This is a genomic window from Maribellus comscasis (genome assembly GCF_009762775.1).
GTDB lineage: Bacteria > Bacteroidota > Bacteroidia > Bacteroidales > Prolixibacteraceae > Draconibacterium > Draconibacterium comscasis.
In genome coordinates this window covers 720,760-740,618 of the sequence record NZ_CP046401.1, presented here as the reverse complement: position 1 = coordinate 740,618, position 19,859 = coordinate 720,760, and the positions used below count along the sequence as shown (strand labels likewise).

Sequence of the window (19,859 nt, the reverse complement as noted above, 5' to 3'; positions counted from 1 at the left end):
CCCCTTTTATTTTATGGCCGCCGCAATGAAAATATTAATTCTTATATTCGGAGTATCAACAAAAACCTGATAAGATGCGAAAAATTTTCATCTCTTTTTTTATTGTTTGTTTCTTTCTATTGTCTTGTAAAACCGACAAAAAGGAAAAACGCGACTTAATACTTTGGTATAATCAACCAGCTGGTGATTGGACTGAAGCACTTCCGGTTGGAAACGGACGGCTTGGCGCCATGGTATTTGGAACAATTAAAACGGAACATATTCAATTAAATGAAGAATCGGTGTGGACAGGTGGACCAGTTAACCGGGCCAATCAGGAAGCACAAAATTACCTGGAAGAGGTTAGGCAGTTGCTTTTTGAGGGAAAGTATGCAGAAGGTGACCGGCTCGCACAGGAAAAAATTATGGGTACAAGGTTGGATGGCGGAGTCCATACTTATCAAACTTTGGGTGATCTTTTTCTTCAGTTTGAGGGATTAGATGATATAAGTAACTACAAAAGAGAACTTGATTTGCGGAATGCAGTTGTAGTAACCACGTTTGAATCGAATGGAGTAAAATTTACTCGTGAGTTTTTTTCTTCGCGCCCTGATGAAGTTGTTGTTATAAAACTTTCAGCATCAAAAAAAGGAAGTTTGAATTTTAAAACCTGGCTGGAAAGACCAGGTGACGCAGAAACGGTTTCAGTTGGTGAGAATCAGTTGTTGATGTCCGGTTTTGCAGAATATGAGGGAGAAGGAACCCATTTTGCTTCAATTGTGAATATAAAAAATAATGGAGGTGAAGTAATTTCTGAAAATGAAAGTTTAGTCGTTAAGAATGCGGATGAAATTGAAATTCTAATTTCAGGAAGAACGGATTTTTGGGGTGCAGATGAAGTGGAAAAAGCAACGGCTGATATTAAACAAGCCGAAGAAATAGAATTTGAAGCTCTCAAATCAAAACATATTGCTGTCTATCAGAAGCAGTTTAACCGTGTGGATTTAGAGTTGAACTCATTAGATACTTTGAATATCCCAACTGATGAAAGGTTACAAAGGATAAAGAACGGGGCGCTTGACGCTCATCTGGCAGAATTGTATTTTCAGTTTGGACGTTATCTGCTAATCAGTTCATCACAGCCTGATGGTCTTCCTGCAAATTTACAAGGAATTTGGGAGCCGTCTTTATCACCGCCATGGAACGCCGATTACCACATTAATATAAATATTCAGATGAATTACTGGCCGTCGCTGGTAACCAATCTTGCAGAATGTCAGCAGCCATTTTTTGAGTTTGTTAAAGGGCTCCGTGAACGTGGTTCAATAACCGCAAAAGAGGTATATGGCTGCAGAGGGTTTGTGGCTCACCACACTACCGATGTTTGGAAATTCACCGACCCAATCGGAATGACCGGTTACGGAATGTGGCCCATGGGAGCCGCCTGGTGTTCCGACCATTTCTGGGAATATTACGAATATACAGGCGATGAACAATTTTTAAAAAAAGAGGCTTATCCGGTTTTAAAAGAAGCAGCGTTGTTTTTTGTTGATTTTTTGGTTGAAAATCCAAAAACAGGATTGCTGGTTTCCGGACCGAGCATGTCGCCTGAAAATAAGTTTATAACCAAAAATGGAGAGGCGGCGGCTGTTTGTATGGGACCTGCCATGGATCACGAAATTATCAGGGAACTTTTTCAAAATTGTATAAAAGCTTCAGAAATATTAAAAGTTGATGCTGAATTTGCCGATACATTAAAAAATAAACTTGCTCAACTTACTCCTTCGCAGATAGGGTCGGATGGTCGTGTATTGGAGTGGTCGGAAGAACTTCCTGAAGAAAATCCGGGACACCGTCATATTTCGCATTTATATGCACTTTATCCGGGAGAAGAATTTACCAATCCGGATGATCCAAAGTGGCTCGAAGCTTCAAGAAAGACCATTGAAGCAAGATTGGCAAACGGAGGAGGACACACGGGCTGGAGCCGCGCCTGGATAATAAATTTTTATGCCCGTTTAAAAGATGGCAAAAAGGCAGAAGAAAATTTACAGGCTTTGTTGGCTAAATCAACCCTTCCGAATCTTTTTGATACACACCCTCCATTTCAAATTGATGGTAATTTTGGAGCCACTGCAGGTATCGCCGAAATGCTGATGCAAAGTCACAATGGCGTATTACAGATTCTACCGGCGCTTCCACCTTCATGGAAAAGCGGCGAGATAACAGGTTTGCGTTCTCGTGGTGGTTTTGAAATTGATATTAAGTGGGAAGAAAGTGTTTTGAAGGAGTTAAAAATTACTTCTTTACTTGGAAAATCATGCAAGATAATGTACAACGGAAATACTGTTGTTTTTCAGCCCCAGAAAGGAGAACAGCTAATTTTAAACAATCAATTGAAGAAAGTTTAAAAAGAAAATACATTGATTAAAGCGAGCGCTTCCTTTTTCTATACAGTATGTTAGCGAATTTTTTGTATTTTATGGTGTTATTTATTTTAACTAAACCATTAGATATGATGAGGCCATTATTTGTCGTTTTCCCATTTCTGTTATCAATCAGTTTATTTGCGTCAGAAAAAGAAAGTTTAAAATCAAACGACAAAAAATCTTATTCCGTTTATAATAGTTTCGAGGAAGTTTTAAATGCGAAGGATGCGGTGTATTTTGAACCTGTAAGAATTTCTCCGGTGGGAAGTTCTGAGGCTCCAATGTATCACGGATTCTTTTTTTATAATTGTGCGCAGCGCGAGCTATTGGAGTTTGACCCGGAAGGAAGATACATGCTGGGGATGCGTATTTTTGTTGAAGGCAGGATTGTTCAGTCGTCAGACAAAGGAGAAATTGGCTACTTTGATTTGGTGGACAACAATAAATGGATAAAAATAGGCGAAACAACTGCCTGGAATTGGCAGCAAGGCTGCAGGCTACAATGGATTCCCGGCTCATCGGAAGAGATAATCTGGAATGACCGTTCGGATGACGGGAAGAAACTGATAAGCAGGGTTTATAATATAAGAACCAAACAAACACGCACGCTCCCAATTTCCGTTTACACCATTTCGCCCGATGGGCAAACATTGTTATCGGTGAATTTTGAACGTATTGTGCATGCGGGATGCAGATATATGGGAGTGGAAGATCCATACAAAGAACAGTGGGCCCCTTCGGAGATTGGAGTCTGGAAAATGGATATGAAAACCGAAAAAGTAGAGATGCTTATGTCGGTTCGCGATATGGCGCATATTTTATATCCTGATGGATTACCGGCTGACACAATAAAAGGGACATTGTACTTTTTTAGAGAAGGATTTAATCCTTCAGGAGATCGTTTTATTACATTTATTAAAGATGCACGTGAAACTGAACCGGGAAGGACACAGGCGAGGACCGAAGGTTTTTCTATGAATTTGGATGGTAAAGATGTGAAATACCTGTATCGTGAACCCAGTCATCATTTTTGGATTAACGACAAAGAAATTATGGATAACGGATATCATCCCGATCCTGAAACCGGAAATCGTGTTCGGGGGTATTTCCGTTTTTTAGATGACGATACCGGTGTTCCCAAAGAAAAATATTTTGATGCTCCGAACGGGCATATTACCCTGCACAAAAGTGGTGACTGGATTTTAACTGACACATACAATATTAATGGTTTTATTTATCTGTACATGTATCATATTCCAACCAAAAAATTTGTACCGCTTGGTAAATTGGCTTATAAGTTGGGTGGTTATCTGTACCCCTATAATCCTGGAGTTTTAAGAGTAGATTTGCACCCACGTTTTACTCCTGATGGTAAACAGGTAGCTATCGATTCTTCTCACGAAGGATTTGGCCGGCAAATGTATCTGATTGACATCAGCCCGATAGTGGATAACCCACCCCGAAATTAGATATTAATCCTTTAGCTGACTTTCAATTGTTTCATCAATAAGAACAATATTTGAAGTGGAAACATCATGTGCCGTAAAAAGTCCTAAAACAGTGCTGCCGTCGCTTGCTGTAAAATTACTTTCGATATTGGCAGGAGGGACGCTAAACATTCCTCCTGACATGCTTTGGTTCAACATCTGATAATAGTAGTAGTAAGCAAATTCCGAAATGGATGTTTGTTTTACCTGCACTGTATCTCCAAAATTTAATAGTCTTTCTGACTCCTCATTTGGGTCATGAAAATCAGTGAAAATTTCAAAACCGTTTACATAATTTCCATCCACAAGCTCATCGTTGACCACCATCAGGTATTCAGCTTCATTTAATAATTCATCGTTGATGTAAATGTCCCATTTATAATAATTCCCGAGACCAGGAGTTTCATTTCCAAAAGTAAACACCCCCAAAAAGCGGTGGTCGCCGCGGAGAGAGGAGTGCACCTGAATAGAATCGATAGGTTCAACCTGAGATAATAAATCACTTCCGGTTATTGTAGTGCCATCAGTTGAAATGCTGACGGTGTATTCTTTGCCGGTTTCACCAAAATAAGTTTCGTTTTCAGCAGGCATATAAAGGCCTGTGGTTTCAGTACTTTCGAACAACTGAATGGTGTTGGAAGGTACAGAATTATCAGAAATAGTAACAACTGCATTGCTTAAACCCTCGTACGATTGGTCCGAGCTTACAACCTGCGTTTTATAAACAAATACGTAGGGGTTATTTTCGGTTGTAATTTTAGCTTCAACAGCATATAAATCTACATCTTCGTCGCTGAGCTTTACTTCCACAACATCTTCGCATGCGCTTAAAGCAAATAAAATGGAAGTCAGAATTATATATATTTTGTTTTTCATGATTCCGGGTTTAAAAAGTGATATTATAGGTTACTGATGGGATAACTGTCCCGATAATTGAAAGCCTTACAGCTTCAGTGATATTCGGATTATCCTCATTGGGTCTGAAATAAATTGAATAGGCATTTCTGCGTGCATAAACGTTATAAAAAGAAACATTTAAAGAACGTTTTACTTTTCGGTGTTCATTTTTTTTGGAGTCATAGGTGAAAGAGAGATCCATTCTGTGGTAATCAGGAATTCGGTTCCCGTTCCGCTTTGAGTAATAAAACATCGTATTTCCCTGTACGTCGTATTTTGCAACCGGATAAGTTATCGGATTTCCGGTCGAAAAAACCCAGTTAGCTGCCACTGAAAGTTGTTTACTGACTTCGTAGTTTAAAACCAACGACAGATCATGGGTTCGATCGTAGGTCGAAGGATACTCTTCGCCATTGTTGATTCCCGGGATTTTTCGCATTGCTTTTGCCAGCGTGTAGCTCGCCCATCCTGTAAACCGCCCTTCCTGTTTTTTTATCAGCATTTCCATGCCGTAAGCATATCCGGTTCCGGTTAAAAGCTCCGTTTCCAGGTCTTCGTTTAAAAAGAGTTCAGCTCCGTCTTTGTAGTCGAGTACATTCTTCATGTCTTTATAATACACCTCAACAGAAGTCTCAATGGCATTATTCCCAAAATTGCGGAAATAGCCTGCTGCAATCTGGTCGGCAATCAATGGTTTGATATATTTGCTCGTTGGCAACCATATGTCAAGCGGAGTTGGTGAAGTTGTATTTGAAATAAGATGCAGATTCTGTACCATCCGGTTGTAAGATGCTTTTATCGAGCTGGTTTCACCTGTGGTTAATTTAAGCGATACCCTGGGTTCAAGATGAATATAGGGAGAGCCAATCTGTTCTCCTTTTTTGTATGAAGTTTCACTGATAACTTCATCTGCATTTGGAGCATTCTCATCCTGATACTCTCTTACTTTCCCTACTCCAATTTGTTGAAAGGCAGACAATCTGAATCCATATTTTACGGTGAGCAAACGACCAATTTTTTGTTCATTTGAAGCGTAAACGGCTCCGTCAACAGCATTGTAGTTGGTAAGCTGTAAAGGTTCAAAGAATGAGTTTTCATTCGCGTCGATATTACCGGGTTCAAAATGGTGTTTGATAATATTAATTCCAAAATTAATCCGGTTGTTGGCATTTAAGAACCACGAAAAATCTTCTTTGAAATTGTAATCTTTGATATGTGAATCCCAGTCAAATTGGTCAGCCGAATTTCCCGGTACACCCAGTTTATAACCATAATTGGAATAAATAAATGAAGTATTCGAAAAGAGTTTGTTTCCAAAAATGTGGTTCCAGCGGGCCGTTCCTGTCACGTTTCCCCAGCGCATATAAATCGATTCTCCCAGTTTGAAATTATCGTCGCCGGTGTAGGCTGAAATGTACAGCCGGTCTTTGTGTGAAAACTGGATATTGGTTTTTAAATTTAAATCATAAAAATACAACTTGTTTTCTTTGAGTTCATCCAGTCCCAACATTCTTCCAACAACATCAGCATAGGTTCTTCTGCCTGATACAATAAAACTCCATTTATCCTTAATTACCGGGCCTTCCAAGGTCAGGCGGCTTGATATGTTTCCGATTCCGGCCTGTCCGTGAAATTTGTTGATGTTTCCGTCTTTCATGCGAATATCCACAACAGAGGATGCTTTTCCTCCGTATTTTGAGGGGATTCCGCCCTTATATACTTCAATATCCTTAATCGCATCGGAATTAAAGACGGAAAAGAAACCCATTAAATGAGAAGCGTTGTAAACAGGTGCCTCGTCCAGAATCATTAAGTTTTCGTCAGGGCCACCACCCCGAACATACAAACCAGAACTTCCCTCTCCTCCGTTTTGGATTCCGGGAAGAAGAGTTATGGTTTTCAAAACATCTACCTCTCCCATAAACGAAGGAAGCTTTTTTACCAGCTTTACCGAAATCTTCTCCATGCTCATTTCGGTGCTTTCGATATTTCTGTCTCGTCTGGTTCCGGTAACTACTACGTCTTCAAGTTGTTTGCTGTCTTCTGCCAGCGAGATGTTAAGCACTTTATTTTCTTTCAAATCAACGCCAATTGATTGTGTTTCGTAGCCGATAAAAGAAAAGTTGATCTTGTGGTTCCCGGTTGGCAGGGTTAACGAATAAAAACCATATTGATTTGAAGTAACACCGGTCTGTAATCCGGGGATATAACAGGTTGCGCCAATCAGCGCTTCCCCGCTTGCGGCATCCTTAATATAGCCGCTTACTGTTGAATTTTGTGAATATGTTTTTAGAAAAAGACACAAAAAAGGCAGAACAAGTAAGATTTGTTTCATTGCGAAATTGTTTAATTGTTTTCATAGCTTTTACTGTCTAACGACAGTGAAAATGAAAGAAGGTTGCAAATTGTTTTCTGTTTTCGCTTCAAATTTGAGGAAAGCTAAAAGGAAATCAAAGTCAAAAAACAACGAGTGGTTGGTTTTTGTCGGTTAATGATGCTTTTTGGGGCAGTAAATTAATTTGATAAAAGAGATAAAAAAAATTCCATCAGCAATTCACCTGATGGAATCTTTTTCGGGAGATAGTTTAAAATAAAATTTTCCCGTTTCAAATTTTAATTTTCCCAGTCGTCAGTTCGGAAAGATGACGCCGGCAGTCCTTCTGTATTGTATAACTCACCAACTACAAAATCTTTAAAAGCATATCTCACGGCTACAGGTTCGCCAACCTGGGGCGCAAACACAGTAATTCCCTGTCGGGTGATAAATGCTTCAGCCGGATAAAATCGTTTGTTGTTTCCGGCAATTTCAAAGTTTTCCAGTTTTTTCCCAAAAGTAGTCAGACCGTTTTTTGCGTGGTCAAAGGTAAGTTTTGCAACTTGTCCTTCAACTGTCATATCCTTCAAAACAGGCCCTGAATATTCAAAGCCGCTTTTTCCGTAGGTTTTAGCCAAGGCAAGATAGGCCAGTCTTTCACCTGCGGCTTCCTTGTTTGCAGGGTGTATACAATATTTTTCACCAGCATCCATTACACAGGCCATCCCGATATTTGGAATATCATCGGCAGCATTTAGCATTGCCTCACGGATAAATGCTGAATTCATACCAGCCTGTCCGTAATCGTAGGGAGCAATTTGTACATAATAAAACGAGAAATCGCCAATTCCCCATTCATCTCGCCAGTTTTCAACCAGCCCGGGCAACAGTTTTTCATATTCTTTAGGTTGGTTTCTGTTGGCTTCTCCCTGGTACCACAAACCACCGGCAATCGCATATCCTACCATTGGGGCAATCATGCTGTTGTATAATACTGTTGGCGTTTGCTGTGAAAAATCACCGGTCATGTTTTTATCCGGCAGATTTACAAAATCGAAATTTTTGACACCGCTTTCACTCATCCATGGTTCTATCCGGGTTCCTCCCCAACTGGAGCAAATCAAGCCAACCGGAACATCCAAAGCTTTCTGAATCATTCTTCCAAAATAGTAAGCTGCAGCGCTAAAGTCAGCCACATTTTCGGGAACACATTCCAGCCATTCACCAGTGAAATCGTTACTTACTTCCAGGCTTTTTTCACGCTTAACTGTGAATAAATGTATGGATTCGTTTGCTGAAGTTGTAATATCTTCGTTGGCGTTTAAAATAGGTTGGTTAAAATAGCCCGACATTGTCATCTGCATGTTCGACTGCCCTGAGCAAACCCATACTTCACCTATTAGAACATTGTTTAGTTTTTTTGTTTTTCCATCGGAAATGGAAATTGAAAACGGACCGCCTGCTACAGGAGTTGAAACTTTTACTTTCCACTTTCCTTCTGAATCGGCTTTTGTTGAATAACTTTTGTTGTTCCATGAAGTGGTAACTTTTACCGTTTTATTGGCAGATGCTGTTCCCCAAATGGCTGCATCGGTTTGTTGCTGTAAAACCATATGGTCGCCAAAAATGGCAGGTAGAGTTATTTCAGCCTTGGAACTTGATGCAAAAACAACAAACAGAAATACAAAAAGAAAGTAAGTAATTTGAGACTTCTTCATGATTTTGGTTGATTTAGATATTATTTTATAATAGATACAGCCCCAAATATACCAAATCCAAACTCGAATTGGTTGCTTCTTCAGAAAGAATACATAAATTTATCATATTAAATCAACACAAAATGAAAAAATTGGGTCTCTTACTTTTTTTTGTAATCATACTTTATTCTGTAGTTTTTGGACAAGGCAGGAGTTTTATTGTCCGCGGGGCTCAGCTTGAAAAAGCCGGAACAGGTTATTCTTTTACCGAGGGGCCTGCGGTGGCACCCGATGGGCGTGTATATTTTACAGACCAGCCCAACGACAAAATTTATGTTTGGGATGAGAAAGAAGGAATCTCGCTCTGGTTGGAAGGCACCAACCGTTCCAATGGATTGTACTTTAATAGAAAGGGTGAATTGGTTACCTGTGCTGATTTATATAATCAACTGGCTTATTTTGATGCGAATAAAGGACTAAATATCCTTCATGAAGGATATAACGGGAAATTGCTAAATGCACCCAACGATTTGTGGATTGCTCCGGATGACGGGATTTATTTTTCAGATCCCTATTATCATCGCAAATGGTGGGAGAAAGGTCGTGGTGAAGAGCAGGAGGTGAGGGGTGTTTACTATTTGAATCCAAACGGGAAAATAATACGTGTAATTGACGATTTTAAACAGCCCAACGGTTTGATTGGGACACCCAGCGGTAAAATTCTCTATGTTTCAGATATTAACGACGGCAAAATCTGGAAATATGATATTCAACCCGATGGTAGTTTGGCAAACAAAACCTTTTTTGCCCCTAAAGGCTCTGACGGGATGACCATTGACAATGCAGGAAATATTTATCTTACGTCGGGAAAGGTGTGGGTTTACTCTCCAACGGGTGAACTGGTGCAGGAAATTGAAGTCCCGGAAAAACCTTCAAATGTTTGTTTTGGAGGCAAAAAACGAAATATTCTTTTTATTACTGCCAGAACTTCAGTTTATACAATTAAATTGAAAGTAAAAGGAGTAGATTAAAACTTAACTCTGACAATATCTCCATATACCCTCAATTTTGGGTGGTCGATAAATGCTCTTACCTGATATTCTTTTCCTGATGTTTTCAGATTTGGTTTTATGCTGAATTCGCTGTTTTTCGAAATCTGGACAGTTTGTGTTTCTCTCCATTCATCGGAATACAATTCTTCTACAAAGCCGGCATATTCGCGATATTGAAAACCAACTTTCAATTTTTTTCCATCCCCCATTTTTACTACTTCACCATTAAAAACCAGAGATTCAGTGGTTCCTGTTGTTATTTCAGCATTTTTTGTAAGCACAACCGGAGGTACAAGTGCGGGCTCCACATTGCTTAGTTTTAAAACAACTGGATTTGTCCATTTGCTGTTGTTATAAATCCGTTGCGCACGTACGCACGAAATCTGAAGTCCGTCTTCTTTTTGTTCAAAATAAGTTTTTGCATCAGTTGATGGCTGATATTCTACCAATTCGCCTGATTGCCCCAACACACTCACTCCGGTATTCTCACTTGCTGTCACTGATTTTAGAGTAAACTCCCGTCGTGTTCCTTTCTCCCAATCAGAGATTTTGGTTAGAAATGCGTACAGAGTTTTTTCCTCCGGTTTCCATGTAAACCATATGTCACCTTCATTGGGAAGAATCCATGGACTGACTTTCTCTACAGACTCGCCATTTATAAAGTTCCAGGCGGCCATTTCACGCAGATTTTCTTCCTGTTGTTCCGGAAGTCCTCCATCAGGTTTTGGCCCAACATTTAATAATAAATTTCCTCCTTTTGCACGGGTTTCAATCAATATTTCGATTAAACGTGCTCCGGTTTTATATTCCTCGTTTGTTGGTTTGTAAGCCCATTGTGTTCCCATGGTAATACACGATTCCCATGGTTCATCAGATGCAATTCCCAAAAGAGTTTGTTCCGGTGTTTGAATAGCTCCCCGTGTTACAACAATATTGGGTTGGAGTTCCCATACTACTTCTTTACATTTTTCCTGTAAAGGACCCTCGCCCCCGTCAAAAAAGATAACATCAATTTCGCCATATTGTGCCATTAGCTCCATACATTGTAACTCAACCAACTCCAGGTATTTTGCCATTATGTTTTGCGGAATTGGTTCAGGGAATCTTCTTCTCACCGGTAAATCGTTTTCATATAAAAAGTTAAAGTCCTCCGGCGAAAAATAAAATCCGACTGCCAATCCTGCTTTTCTGGTGGCGTCAACGTATTCTTTTATCAGGTCTTTTCCATACGGGGTATTGGTTATGTTGAAATCGGTTGTTTTGGTATCCCACATACAAAAACCGGAATGGTGTTTTGTTGTAAAAACAATGTATTTCATTCCGGCAAGTTTGGCCAGATTGGCAATTTCTTCCGGATCGTAATCTTTCGGATTAAATGTTTTGGGCAATTCGTTTACAAAACGGTTTAAGTAATCGTCGGAAGCACCGGCCATGGAATGACTGATGACAATTCCCAGCTGACTGTCGAAACTAAAATGAATAAACATTCCAAACCCCAGTTCCCTGAACCATTCCAGCCGCTCTGTTTTATTAAGATTCAGAAAATCGTTGTTATCTTCCTTCGGTTGAGCAAAAATAAAATTAGTGGAAAATATAAGTAAAAGAATTATTGGAACTTTTTTCATAACAGAACTAGGTTTTATGGTTTGAAAATAATCTTTATTGCCCTAAAATAACCAATTGTTTTGAAAAAATAGTTTACCGGGCTGCACTTCTTTTCTGGCGATTCGAATTCTTTTTCAGAACTGATGTGTAAAAGCCTGGGAATTTTGATTTTAATAAAATGAAGCCAGATTTGTTTAAAAAAATGCAAACTAATCTTAAACAAAACACTTTGTCGTCTGTTTTAAATATCGTTTTTAATTTTGTTAAATAATTGAAGCAGGAAACGATGAAAGAAGGAATTGTACTTAAAAAAATAAATGGGAATACTAAAATCAATGGCAACGGACATTCAAAAGAAAAATTGAACGGACATGCTGTTATCGGGGACAATCATATTGCAACTTCAATAGAAACGCCTTTAAAAAAGGATGCTTTTGTTCTATCGGACGAGAAGAAGATGGAAATTATCGAAGATAGATTTCGCGATATAATGGACACACTTGGCCTCGATTTAACTGATGATAGTTTGAACGGCTCTCCGCACCGGGTAGCAAAAATGTTTGTTCAGGAGATTTTTTATGGATTGGATCCTAAAAATAAACCGGCCATTTCGGTTTTTGAAAATAAATTCAAATATGGCGAAATGTTAGTGGAGAAAGACATTAACATGAATTCGTTTTGCGAGCACCACTTTTTACCGATTGTTGGGAAAGCGCATGTTGCATATTTTTCAAGCGGCCAGGTTATCGGGCTTTCAAAAATTAACCGGATTGTTGATTATTTTGCGCGTCGTCCGCAAGTACAGGAGCGTTTAACAGTGCAGATTGCCAGTGAATTAAAAAAGATTCTGAAAACGGAAGACGTTGCGGTTGTTATCAATGCAAAACACATGTGTGTATCGTGCCGCGGAATTAAAGATGAAAGCAGCACAACGGTTACCGCAGAATACTCAGGAAAATTTAAAGACAAATCCGTTCGCGAAGAGTTTCTGAAATATTTAAATCTTTAAAAGCAGTATCAATTGTGATATTTTGCAATTTCTGATTTGTCGAAATCTCTGAAATTTTTTATCCGTTTGAAAAGAATATAATTGGAATCGTGGCAATTGTGCGCGGCTACTTTGCCATCATCTAACGCTGTGCGGATAACGGCAACCATATCATCACCATCAACCAGCCAGTCGGCATATTGAAATCCATGTGCAATGTAATCCGGATTATAAATAACATGTTCATGAACGGTCCAGGTTTTTAGGTCGGGCGACGAAGCCAGTGACAAACAGTTTCGGGTTCTTTCCGGATTGTAACCAATGTCTTTTTTGAAATTGGTTAATGTCCAGTATCTTTTTGATTTTTCATCGTAACGAATTGTAAATTTTTTACAACCGCCAGGGAAATGAATAAAACCTTCCTCCGGGTTAAATTCTGCTTTTTCCCCGTCTTCTGAAATAGTTATGATAGCAGCGTAATCGCCATTTGTTTTTTCATTTACACGTAAAATATTTACAATTTTATTGTCTGCTGTTTTTACCGCATTCCCTTCCAGCCAGGCATCTCCAGCCGGCCAATCCGGATTGTAGTGAATATGATTTGATGCAGTCCAGTTTTCCGCTTTTAATAAATCGCTGTTCACCGGAGCCGACAAAATCAGCGATTCAAAATTGACACCCCAGCCTTCGGGAGGATTCCGAACTTCGGTTGCCCTGTAAATTCTTCCATCTTTTATAACTACCGGCATGGCCGCAGTGTGATATTCAAAATCGTCGCGAAGCAAACCAGAGTTTTTATCTTTTGGAGTTGTCCACGTGTGTCCACCGTCTGTACTTTTGCGAATTACAAAGTTGCCGTATTGGCCGTCGGTTCCCAGTAAATAAAGTTCATTATTCAAAACAAACAGGTTCGACCAAAACATACCTTTTATATCCGCAATTTTTTCCCAGCTTTTTCCTTTGTTTTTGGATTGAAAAACAGACCCATTTCTTGATTTTCCTTCAATTTTTCCAAAATAATCGTTACTCACCACATAGGTTCCATCGCTAAGAATTGCAATGCTCGGGCTGCCCAAATAAATTTCACTTTCAGGGTTGGAATAATTAACGGCAACTCCGGGAAGTTTTTGTGCTATTGAGTTTGGTGAAATACCTGCGAAAAGAAACAGGAAAAGTAAAGTGGATAGAATTCGCATAATTGGTTTAGATAAAATGATTTCTGCGAATGTATCATTTTTTGGGGATGGATAAAATTTTATTTCTGAAAAATGACGAACAGGCTATTAGCCCAAATATAATGTATCTTCTGGTAATTTTTCAAACGAACAAAATTTAATTGTTTAAAACAGATTTTAAAAAGTCGTAGTGCCAATCAGGATTTTGCCTCAATGTAACTTTCCTGCATTTTTATTACTGTATTATGAAAACCGGGGAATTTTTGCCAGAGCTCTTTTTCGCAGGTTTTTAAATTTTGGCATTCGATACAAGCATCCATTTTTCTTTCAATCGCGTACTGGCGAACAGTGCATTTTTTTACGACCACACCAAGTGGTTTATCGTCTATTTTGCATCCGAAACAGAAAATTTTATCAGCATCAAAATCCACATTATGCCGTTCTTGCATTTTCCATGTTTCATATACTTCTTTTTTTAATGCCGGATCATTTTTTACCGATGCTTCCAACAGTTTACAATTGTCCGGACATTTATAACCACAATAGTTTAGTTTCTTTGGATCTGGAGTCTCTTCTTGCAGAAAGCTAAATGCTGATAATTTGCCTGATAATAAAGTCGCACATCCTGTAACATAACCTGTTTTTAAAAAAATTCTCCGGTTGATTTGGCTTTTCATTTTTATGAGTTTAGGTGAAAATAATTGATTTTGTTGACTTAAAGTTATGACAATTTAACCAAAATCTCCCCCTAATTTATTGTGAAAGTTTTTTCGCCGGAATTATCCGAAATAAGAATAGACTTCGTCGTAATTTTTTACATTCATCAAATCGGCGCGCAATTTTGCTGCTCCTTCAAAACTGTTAAGGTAAATTTTGTAAAAGCGTTTCAGAATATTGAAGTTTTTTTCGGGGCTCCAGGTTTTTTCAAAAAGTTTTGTGTGTTCAATTAATTTCTGAATTCGTTCTTCTTTCGAAATTTCTGTTTTTTCAGGATTGAAAAACCAGGGATTCTGAAAGATTCCGCGCCCAACCATTACTCCGTTTACACCCGTTTCTTTCATGTGTTGCAAGCCTTGTTTGTAGGAAAAAACATCGCCGTTTCCATGTAAAGGGATTTCCGGGTTTATTTCATTTTTAAGCTGCACGGCTTTTGCAATTTCTTCCCAGTTGGCATTGCCTTCCGATTGCTGGCGTTGCGTGCGTCCGTGTAAAATTACGGCTGCCGGATCGACTTCCAGTAAGTTTGAAATCCATTCTTCTGTTTGGTGCTGTTTAATTCCTGTTCGGGTTTTTACACTCACCGGAAGCTGCGTGCCTTCTTTGGTTGCCTGAACAATTTCTTTTGCCAGTTCCGGCTCGCCGATCAGCGCACTACACGCACCAATTTTAAATACTTTTTTTACAGGGCACCCCATGTTGATATCAATCCCGTCGAACTGATAATTTTCGGAAATGTATTTGGCAATGTTGTGGTAAATCTCCGGATTTCGTCCCCAAATTTGAGCAACCAGTTTGATGTTTAATCTTTGCAGCAATTCACGTTCCGAATCATTTACAATTAAGCGTTCAGAAACCCGTTCTCTGCCCACCGGATGATTCATTCCTTCAACTGAAGTAAATTCAGTAAAAACCACATGAAGTTTCCCGGGCGTTGTCATGCCCATTACAATTTCACGGAAAACAGTGTCGGTCACGTCTTCCATAGGGGCAAGGGAAAAAACAGGTTCTTTAAATTCTCTCCAGAAATTATTCATCGCGATGCAAAATTATCAAATCTCCAAAAAACAAGCTTCAAATCATTTAAAAATTCATTGAGCTTGAGATTATTGTTATTTGCTTATTGGAGCTTCTGACTTTTTCTCTGCTCTCACCAATGCTAAACTTTTTCTGTATTTCCGGCTATTCCCAAAAATGTAGCGATTTTGAACTGCGTGGTGATGACCCGCTTTTTCTTCTGTACATTCGGGAGTGCAACATCCGTCGTATTTTTCACGGCACTCGTCGCACTGGATAAAAAGCAGGTGACAACTATTATTTGCACAGTTGGTGTGCGTGTCGCAAGGTTTTCCACACTGATGGCAATGCGAAATAATTTCCCCGTTTACACTCTCGCCCATACGTTCATCAAAAACAAAGTTTTTACCAATAAATTTGGGTTGGAGATCTGTCGCTTTTATTTGGCGAGCATATTCCAAAACGCCTCCATGAAGCTGGTTTACATCTTCAAAACCGTTATGTTTTAAATAGGCGCTGGCTTTTTCGCAGCGAATTCCACCGGTGCAATACAACAGAATTTTTTTGTCTTTTTTGTCTTCCAGCAAATCAGTTACAATCTCCAATTCTTCGCGAAACGTATCTGCCTCCGGACAAATTGCTCCTTCAAAATGGCCAATTTCACTTTCGTAAAAATTGCGCATATCTACAACAACTGTATTTTCCTGCCCGATGTAATTATGAAATTCCAGGCCAGTCAAATGTTTTCCAACATTTGTAACATCGTAAGCTCCGTCATCCAAACCGTCGGCAACCAATTTTGGGCGTACTTTTATGGTGAGTTTATAAAACGATTTTCCATCGTCTTCAATGGCATATTTTATTGGAATTCCTTGCAGAATTTCATACTTTTCAAGTGTTTGCAAAAAAGCTTCAAAATGATGTTCGGGCACACTCATTTGCGCATTAATTCCTTCGCGAGCTACGTAAATTCGCCCAAAACAATCCAGCGGAAACCAGTCGCGGAAAATATTGTCTCTAAATTCCTGCGGATTTTCCAGATAATGATATTTATAAAACGAAATGGTTTTTCGCTCAAAAGTTTCTTCCTGCAACCTTTGTTTTAGCTCTTCTTTATTAACTCTGTTGTATAAATGCATTTTGAAAATATCAAAAAATTGTGGCGCAAAAATAATTATTTCGACAAGAAAGAGCAAAAAAGAGTTTTTATTCTGAAAATAATTTTAAAAATCATCTATTATTTTTCATAAACTCAAATAGGAATATTTGAAAATAGGTGTGTTTGGCCTTAGCTTTGATTTTTAAATGAATTTGTACCCAATATCAGGTTTCTTATGGAGTTGAAATAAAGCTGGACATGGGGCAGATTTTAAGTATTCCTTATATTCTTATTGGCCTGGTATTTTTTATTGTTGGATTGCGCAAAACTTACGCTATGTTTAAAGTAAATCAAGCTTATTAATCAAAATTTATATATCAACAAGTAGAAAAATATGAAAGCAATCGTTGTAACTTTTTTTGTATGCTCCCTTTTCCTTTTTTCCTGCAACACAAAAGATCCTAAAATTACTGAGGCCGAAACGCTGATTCAAAATTTAAAAAAAGAAGGCCAGTCGGTGGGCTGGTCGGTAACCGTTTCCATCGATGGTAAAATAGTTATGTCGGAAGGTTTTGGATATGGTAATCTGGAACAACAAACGCCGGTTTATCCCAATAAAACCCGTTTCCGGATTGGAAGTATTTCAAAAGCGCTAACAGCTGCTGGTTTGGGTGTTTTAATAGAACAAGGCAAAATTGATTTAGATGCGCCGGTTCAAAAATATGTGCCCGATTTCCCTGAAAAGAAATACCCGATTACTGTGCGTCAGGTGGCTGGTCATATTGCCGGAATTCGACACTACAACGGAACTGAATTTCTTTCGGCGAAACATTATGAAACCGTTACGGAAGGACTTGATATTTTCAAAAATGACACGCTGCTTTTTGAACCCGGAACCAAATATAGTTATTCCAGTTACGGATTTAATTTGTTAAGTGCTGTAATGGAAGCTGCCTCGGGCGAAGAGTTTTTGAGTTATATGAAAAAAGCCGTGTTTGAGCCACTGCAAATGACACAGACGCTTCCTGAATATCACGATTCCATTGTTCCCTTTCGTTCTGGATATTACACTACAACCGAAGATGGAAAAGACATCAATGCTCCGTATGTTGACAACAGTTACAAATGGGCCGGCGGCGGTTTTCTTTCAACAACCGAAGATTTAATAAAATTTGGAAATGCAATGCTGAATAATGTGTTATTCTCTGAAGACGTAACCAAAGAATTAACGACTTCGCAGAAAACAAGCGATGGCAAAGAAGCCGGCTACGGCATGGGATTTTTTATTCGCGAAACCAGTCATGGAAGAAAATATTTTGGACACACCGGCGGTTCAATTGGTGGAACCAGTAACCTGATGATTTTCCCTGAAAAGAAAATGGTGATTGCCGCTACAACAAACGATTCAAATTCAAAGGTTGGAAAATTAGATGACCTGGTTGAGTTTTTTTTCAAAAAATAAGACATAAAAAAACCGGGTGAAATGCCCGGTTATGAAATATCTTTTCTGTGTTTAATGACTCGCAATCGGATCCGCATTACCGTCAGGGTCGCTTGTAACATATCCTGAAGTTTTCACTGAACCCAGCAATAAAATTCCTGCAACATGTGGTGAAGCCATCGAAGTCCCGTGTAACTCATCGTATCCTCCATTTTTATAAGTGGAAAGAATATAAACTCCCGGAGCTGCGTAATCAACTGCAGGGCCAAAGTTGGAAAATTCGGTGGCAAATCTGTCGCCTTCCCACATAGCCGATACCGTATAGATATTGGGACCGTTCACTCTTGCCGGTGAGTGGTTATCAGCATCTTCACTTTCATTTCCCGCTGCCAAAACAAAGGAGCAGGATGAAGAAGCAGCTAATACGGCAGCATCCAATGTAGATGATATACCTCCGCCCAAACTCATATTGGCCACATCTCCACTTGAAGCATTTGCAGCAACATAATCAACACCATCAACTACTCCCGAAGTTGTCCCGCTTCCCCGACGGTCGAGTACACGAACTGAAACTACCTTTGCTCCCGCTGCAACGCCAACTACTCCAAAATCGTTGTCGATGGCGGCTACTGTTCCGGCTACATGTGTTCCGTGTCCGTTTTGATCATCAGGATTATTACTCTCTTTACCTGTTAAAAAACTAGCACTTCTGCCGGTATCCACATTCAAATCGGGATGGTCTTGATCTATACCTGAATCGATAATCCAAGCTGTTTTTCCGGTTACAGAAATTCCACCGTTTACCCGGGTAATTCCCCATGGTGTTTCCTGAGGTGTGGAGCCACCACCATCATTTCCACCGCCTGGTTTCCCCGGTTTATCTGGTTTTGCTTTTGGTAAAACAAGCGAAATAACTTTATCTTCTTCAACATAAGATACCGAAGGATCACCCTGAAGCTTTTTTAACTGGCCAGGTGGAATCTTTACCGAAAAGCCTTTGACAGCGGTTCCGTACACGTGTTCGATCTCCGCATCGAGAACACCAGCACGTTTTAGAATCTTTGAACCGGCAGATTGAACGGCATTCTGCTTTTTTTCATATCCTTTCAATTTTGAAAGTTCGTCATTAAGTTCAACATCGTTTAAAACAACAATGTAGCTTTTTTTAGAGGTATTTGCTGATTTTAGTTCCAGTTCTTCCAAAACAGGATCCTCCACCAGGCTTTTTTTACACGATTGGAAAAAGCTAACCAATACGACTAATCCAAGAATTTTAAACAGCAATTTTTTCATAGGAAGGGTTTTTAATGTTATTATAAAATTTGAGGAACCAACATTCTATAATAGCGTATTACTGATAAACAAAAAATTAGCTGTATGGTTCTGGAAAATTCTAATTATTCTATAATTTATTTTAGTAATGTTTCAACTTTTTGTTTGATGGATTCGAATTCTTTTTCTTCGAATCCAATAGATGAGACGGCAATATTTCCATCTTTATCAACAATAAAATTGCGCGGAATATTCTGATCGGCGTAAACCGAAAATACTTCTCTTTCCGGATCGGGATAAAATGGCATTGTAAATTTTTGTTCTCTTTTGAATTTGTTTATTTCATCCCAGTTGTGTTCCCTCCCCAAAATAATTAACACAAAATCGTCATTGTTTTTATACTTGTTGTAAACTTCTTTCTGAAGATGAGGAAGTTCTTTTCTGCAGGGCGGGCACCATGTTGCAAAAAAGTTTATCCAAACCACTTTCCCTTTAAAATCAGAAAGTTTCTGCGTTTTTCCAGGCGCCGTTTCAAAAGTAAAATCAGGCGCTTTTTCACCTTTTTTAGCCTTTGTAAATTCGTCCTGCGCGAACAAGCTTCCTGTAAAGAGGAATAAGAAAGTGATAAAAATGATTTGTTTCATTTTTGATTTATTTCTGGTCTTTTAGATGCTGTTCAGCGGGTGATCC

General features: G+C 39.0%; 15 protein-coding genes. 5 read left to right on the top strand and 10 right to left on the bottom strand.

Annotated features, from left to right (window positions below; genetic code table 11):
* Nucleotides 1-74 precede the first annotated feature (74 nt).
* Both GM418_RS02955 and GM418_RS02950 read left to right on the top strand, forming a co-directional pair.
* Complete coding sequence (locus GM418_RS02955) at nucleotides 75-2,390, top strand: glycoside hydrolase family 95 protein (protein WP_158862992.1); 2,316 nt, start codon at nucleotides 75-77, stop codon at nucleotides 2,388-2,390.
* A 104-nt stretch (nucleotides 2,391-2,494) separates the two neighbouring features.
* Complete coding sequence (locus GM418_RS02950) at nucleotides 2,495-3,877, top strand: hypothetical protein (protein WP_158862990.1); 1,383 nt, start codon at nucleotides 2,495-2,497, stop codon at nucleotides 3,875-3,877.
* 3 nt (nucleotides 3,878-3,880) lie between these two features.
* On the opposite strand, the gene GM418_RS02945 is transcribed toward GM418_RS02950, so the two are convergent.
* The 3 genes from GM418_RS02945 to GM418_RS02935 form a co-directional block, all read right to left on the bottom strand.
* On the bottom strand, nucleotides 3,881-4,771 hold the full coding sequence (locus GM418_RS02945) for a DUF4249 family protein (protein ID WP_158862988.1): 891 nt from the start codon (nucleotides 4,769-4,771) through the stop codon (nucleotides 3,881-3,883).
* 10 nt (nucleotides 4,772-4,781) lie between these two features.
* Nucleotides 4,782-7,127: a TonB-dependent receptor gene (locus GM418_RS02940; RefSeq protein WP_158862986.1), complete on the bottom strand. Its 2,346-nt coding sequence runs from the start codon at nucleotides 7,125-7,127 to the stop codon at nucleotides 4,782-4,784.
* 278 nt (nucleotides 7,128-7,405) lie between these two features.
* On the bottom strand, nucleotides 7,406-8,824 hold the full coding sequence (locus tag GM418_RS02935) for a sialate O-acetylesterase (RefSeq protein ID WP_158862984.1): 1,419 nt from the start codon (nucleotides 8,822-8,824) through the stop codon (nucleotides 7,406-7,408).
* A 122-nt stretch (nucleotides 8,825-8,946) separates the two neighbouring features.
* Here GM418_RS02935 and GM418_RS02930 point away from each other — a divergent pair, with 122 nt between their 5' ends.
* Nucleotides 8,947-9,834 carry an SMP-30/gluconolactonase/LRE family protein gene (locus GM418_RS02930; RefSeq protein WP_158862982.1) on the top strand — a complete coding sequence of 296 codons (888 nt, stop codon included), beginning with the start codon at nucleotides 8,947-8,949 and terminating at the stop codon, nucleotides 9,832-9,834.
* Here the strand turns inward: GM418_RS02930 and GM418_RS02925 are convergent.
* Nucleotides 9,831-11,480 carry an alpha-L-fucosidase gene (locus GM418_RS02925; protein WP_158862980.1) on the bottom strand — a complete coding sequence of 550 codons (1,650 nt, stop codon included), beginning with the start codon at nucleotides 11,478-11,480 and terminating at the stop codon, nucleotides 9,831-9,833. The two genes, GM418_RS02930 and GM418_RS02925, sit on opposite strands and share 4 nt — an antisense overlap.
* A gap of 266 nt (nucleotides 11,481-11,746) precedes the next feature.
* Between GM418_RS02925 and folE the strand changes: the two genes are divergently transcribed.
* Complete coding sequence (gene folE, locus GM418_RS02920; protein ID WP_158862978.1) at nucleotides 11,747-12,469, top strand: GTP cyclohydrolase I FolE; 723 nt, start codon at nucleotides 11,747-11,749, stop codon at nucleotides 12,467-12,469.
* An 8-nt stretch (nucleotides 12,470-12,477) separates the two neighbouring features.
* Here folE and GM418_RS02915 read toward each other — a convergent pair whose 3' ends face one another.
* From GM418_RS02915 to trhO, 4 genes are all read right to left on the bottom strand, one after another.
* Nucleotides 12,478-13,644: a sialidase family protein gene (locus tag GM418_RS02915; RefSeq protein ID WP_158862976.1), complete on the bottom strand. Its 1,167-nt coding sequence runs from the start codon at nucleotides 13,642-13,644 to the stop codon at nucleotides 12,478-12,480.
* A gap of 176 nt (nucleotides 13,645-13,820) precedes the next feature.
* Nucleotides 13,821-14,300, bottom strand: a complete 480-nt coding sequence (locus tag GM418_RS02910; RefSeq protein WP_158862974.1) for a DUF3795 domain-containing protein — start codon at nucleotides 14,298-14,300, stop codon at nucleotides 13,821-13,823.
* Nucleotides 14,301-14,402: 102 nt separating this feature from the next.
* A complete protein-coding gene (locus GM418_RS02905; RefSeq protein WP_158862972.1) occupies nucleotides 14,403-15,377 on the bottom strand; it encodes a tRNA dihydrouridine synthase in 975 nt (324 codons plus the stop codon).
* 75 nt (nucleotides 15,378-15,452) lie between these two features.
* Nucleotides 15,453-16,496 carry an oxygen-dependent tRNA uridine(34) hydroxylase TrhO gene (gene trhO, locus GM418_RS02900; RefSeq protein WP_158862970.1) on the bottom strand — a complete coding sequence of 348 codons (1,044 nt, stop codon included), beginning with the start codon at nucleotides 16,494-16,496 and terminating at the stop codon, nucleotides 15,453-15,455.
* Between the two features lie 354 nt (nucleotides 16,497-16,850).
* Between trhO and GM418_RS02895 the strand changes: the two genes are divergently transcribed.
* Nucleotides 16,851-17,918, top strand: coding sequence for a serine hydrolase domain-containing protein (locus GM418_RS02895; protein WP_158862968.1), 1,068 nt, complete (start codon nucleotides 16,851-16,853; stop codon nucleotides 17,916-17,918).
* Nucleotides 17,919-17,969: 51 nt separating this feature from the next.
* On the opposite strand, the gene GM418_RS02890 is transcribed toward GM418_RS02895, so the two are convergent.
* Both GM418_RS02890 and GM418_RS02885 read right to left on the bottom strand, forming a co-directional pair.
* A complete protein-coding gene (locus GM418_RS02890; RefSeq protein WP_158862966.1) occupies nucleotides 17,970-19,190 on the bottom strand; it encodes a S8 family serine peptidase in 1,221 nt (406 codons plus the stop codon).
* Nucleotides 19,191-19,306: 116 nt separating this feature from the next.
* Nucleotides 19,307-19,813, bottom strand: a complete 507-nt coding sequence (locus GM418_RS02885; RefSeq protein WP_158862964.1) for a TlpA family protein disulfide reductase — start codon at nucleotides 19,811-19,813, stop codon at nucleotides 19,307-19,309.
* Nucleotides 19,814-19,859 lie beyond the last annotated feature (46 nt).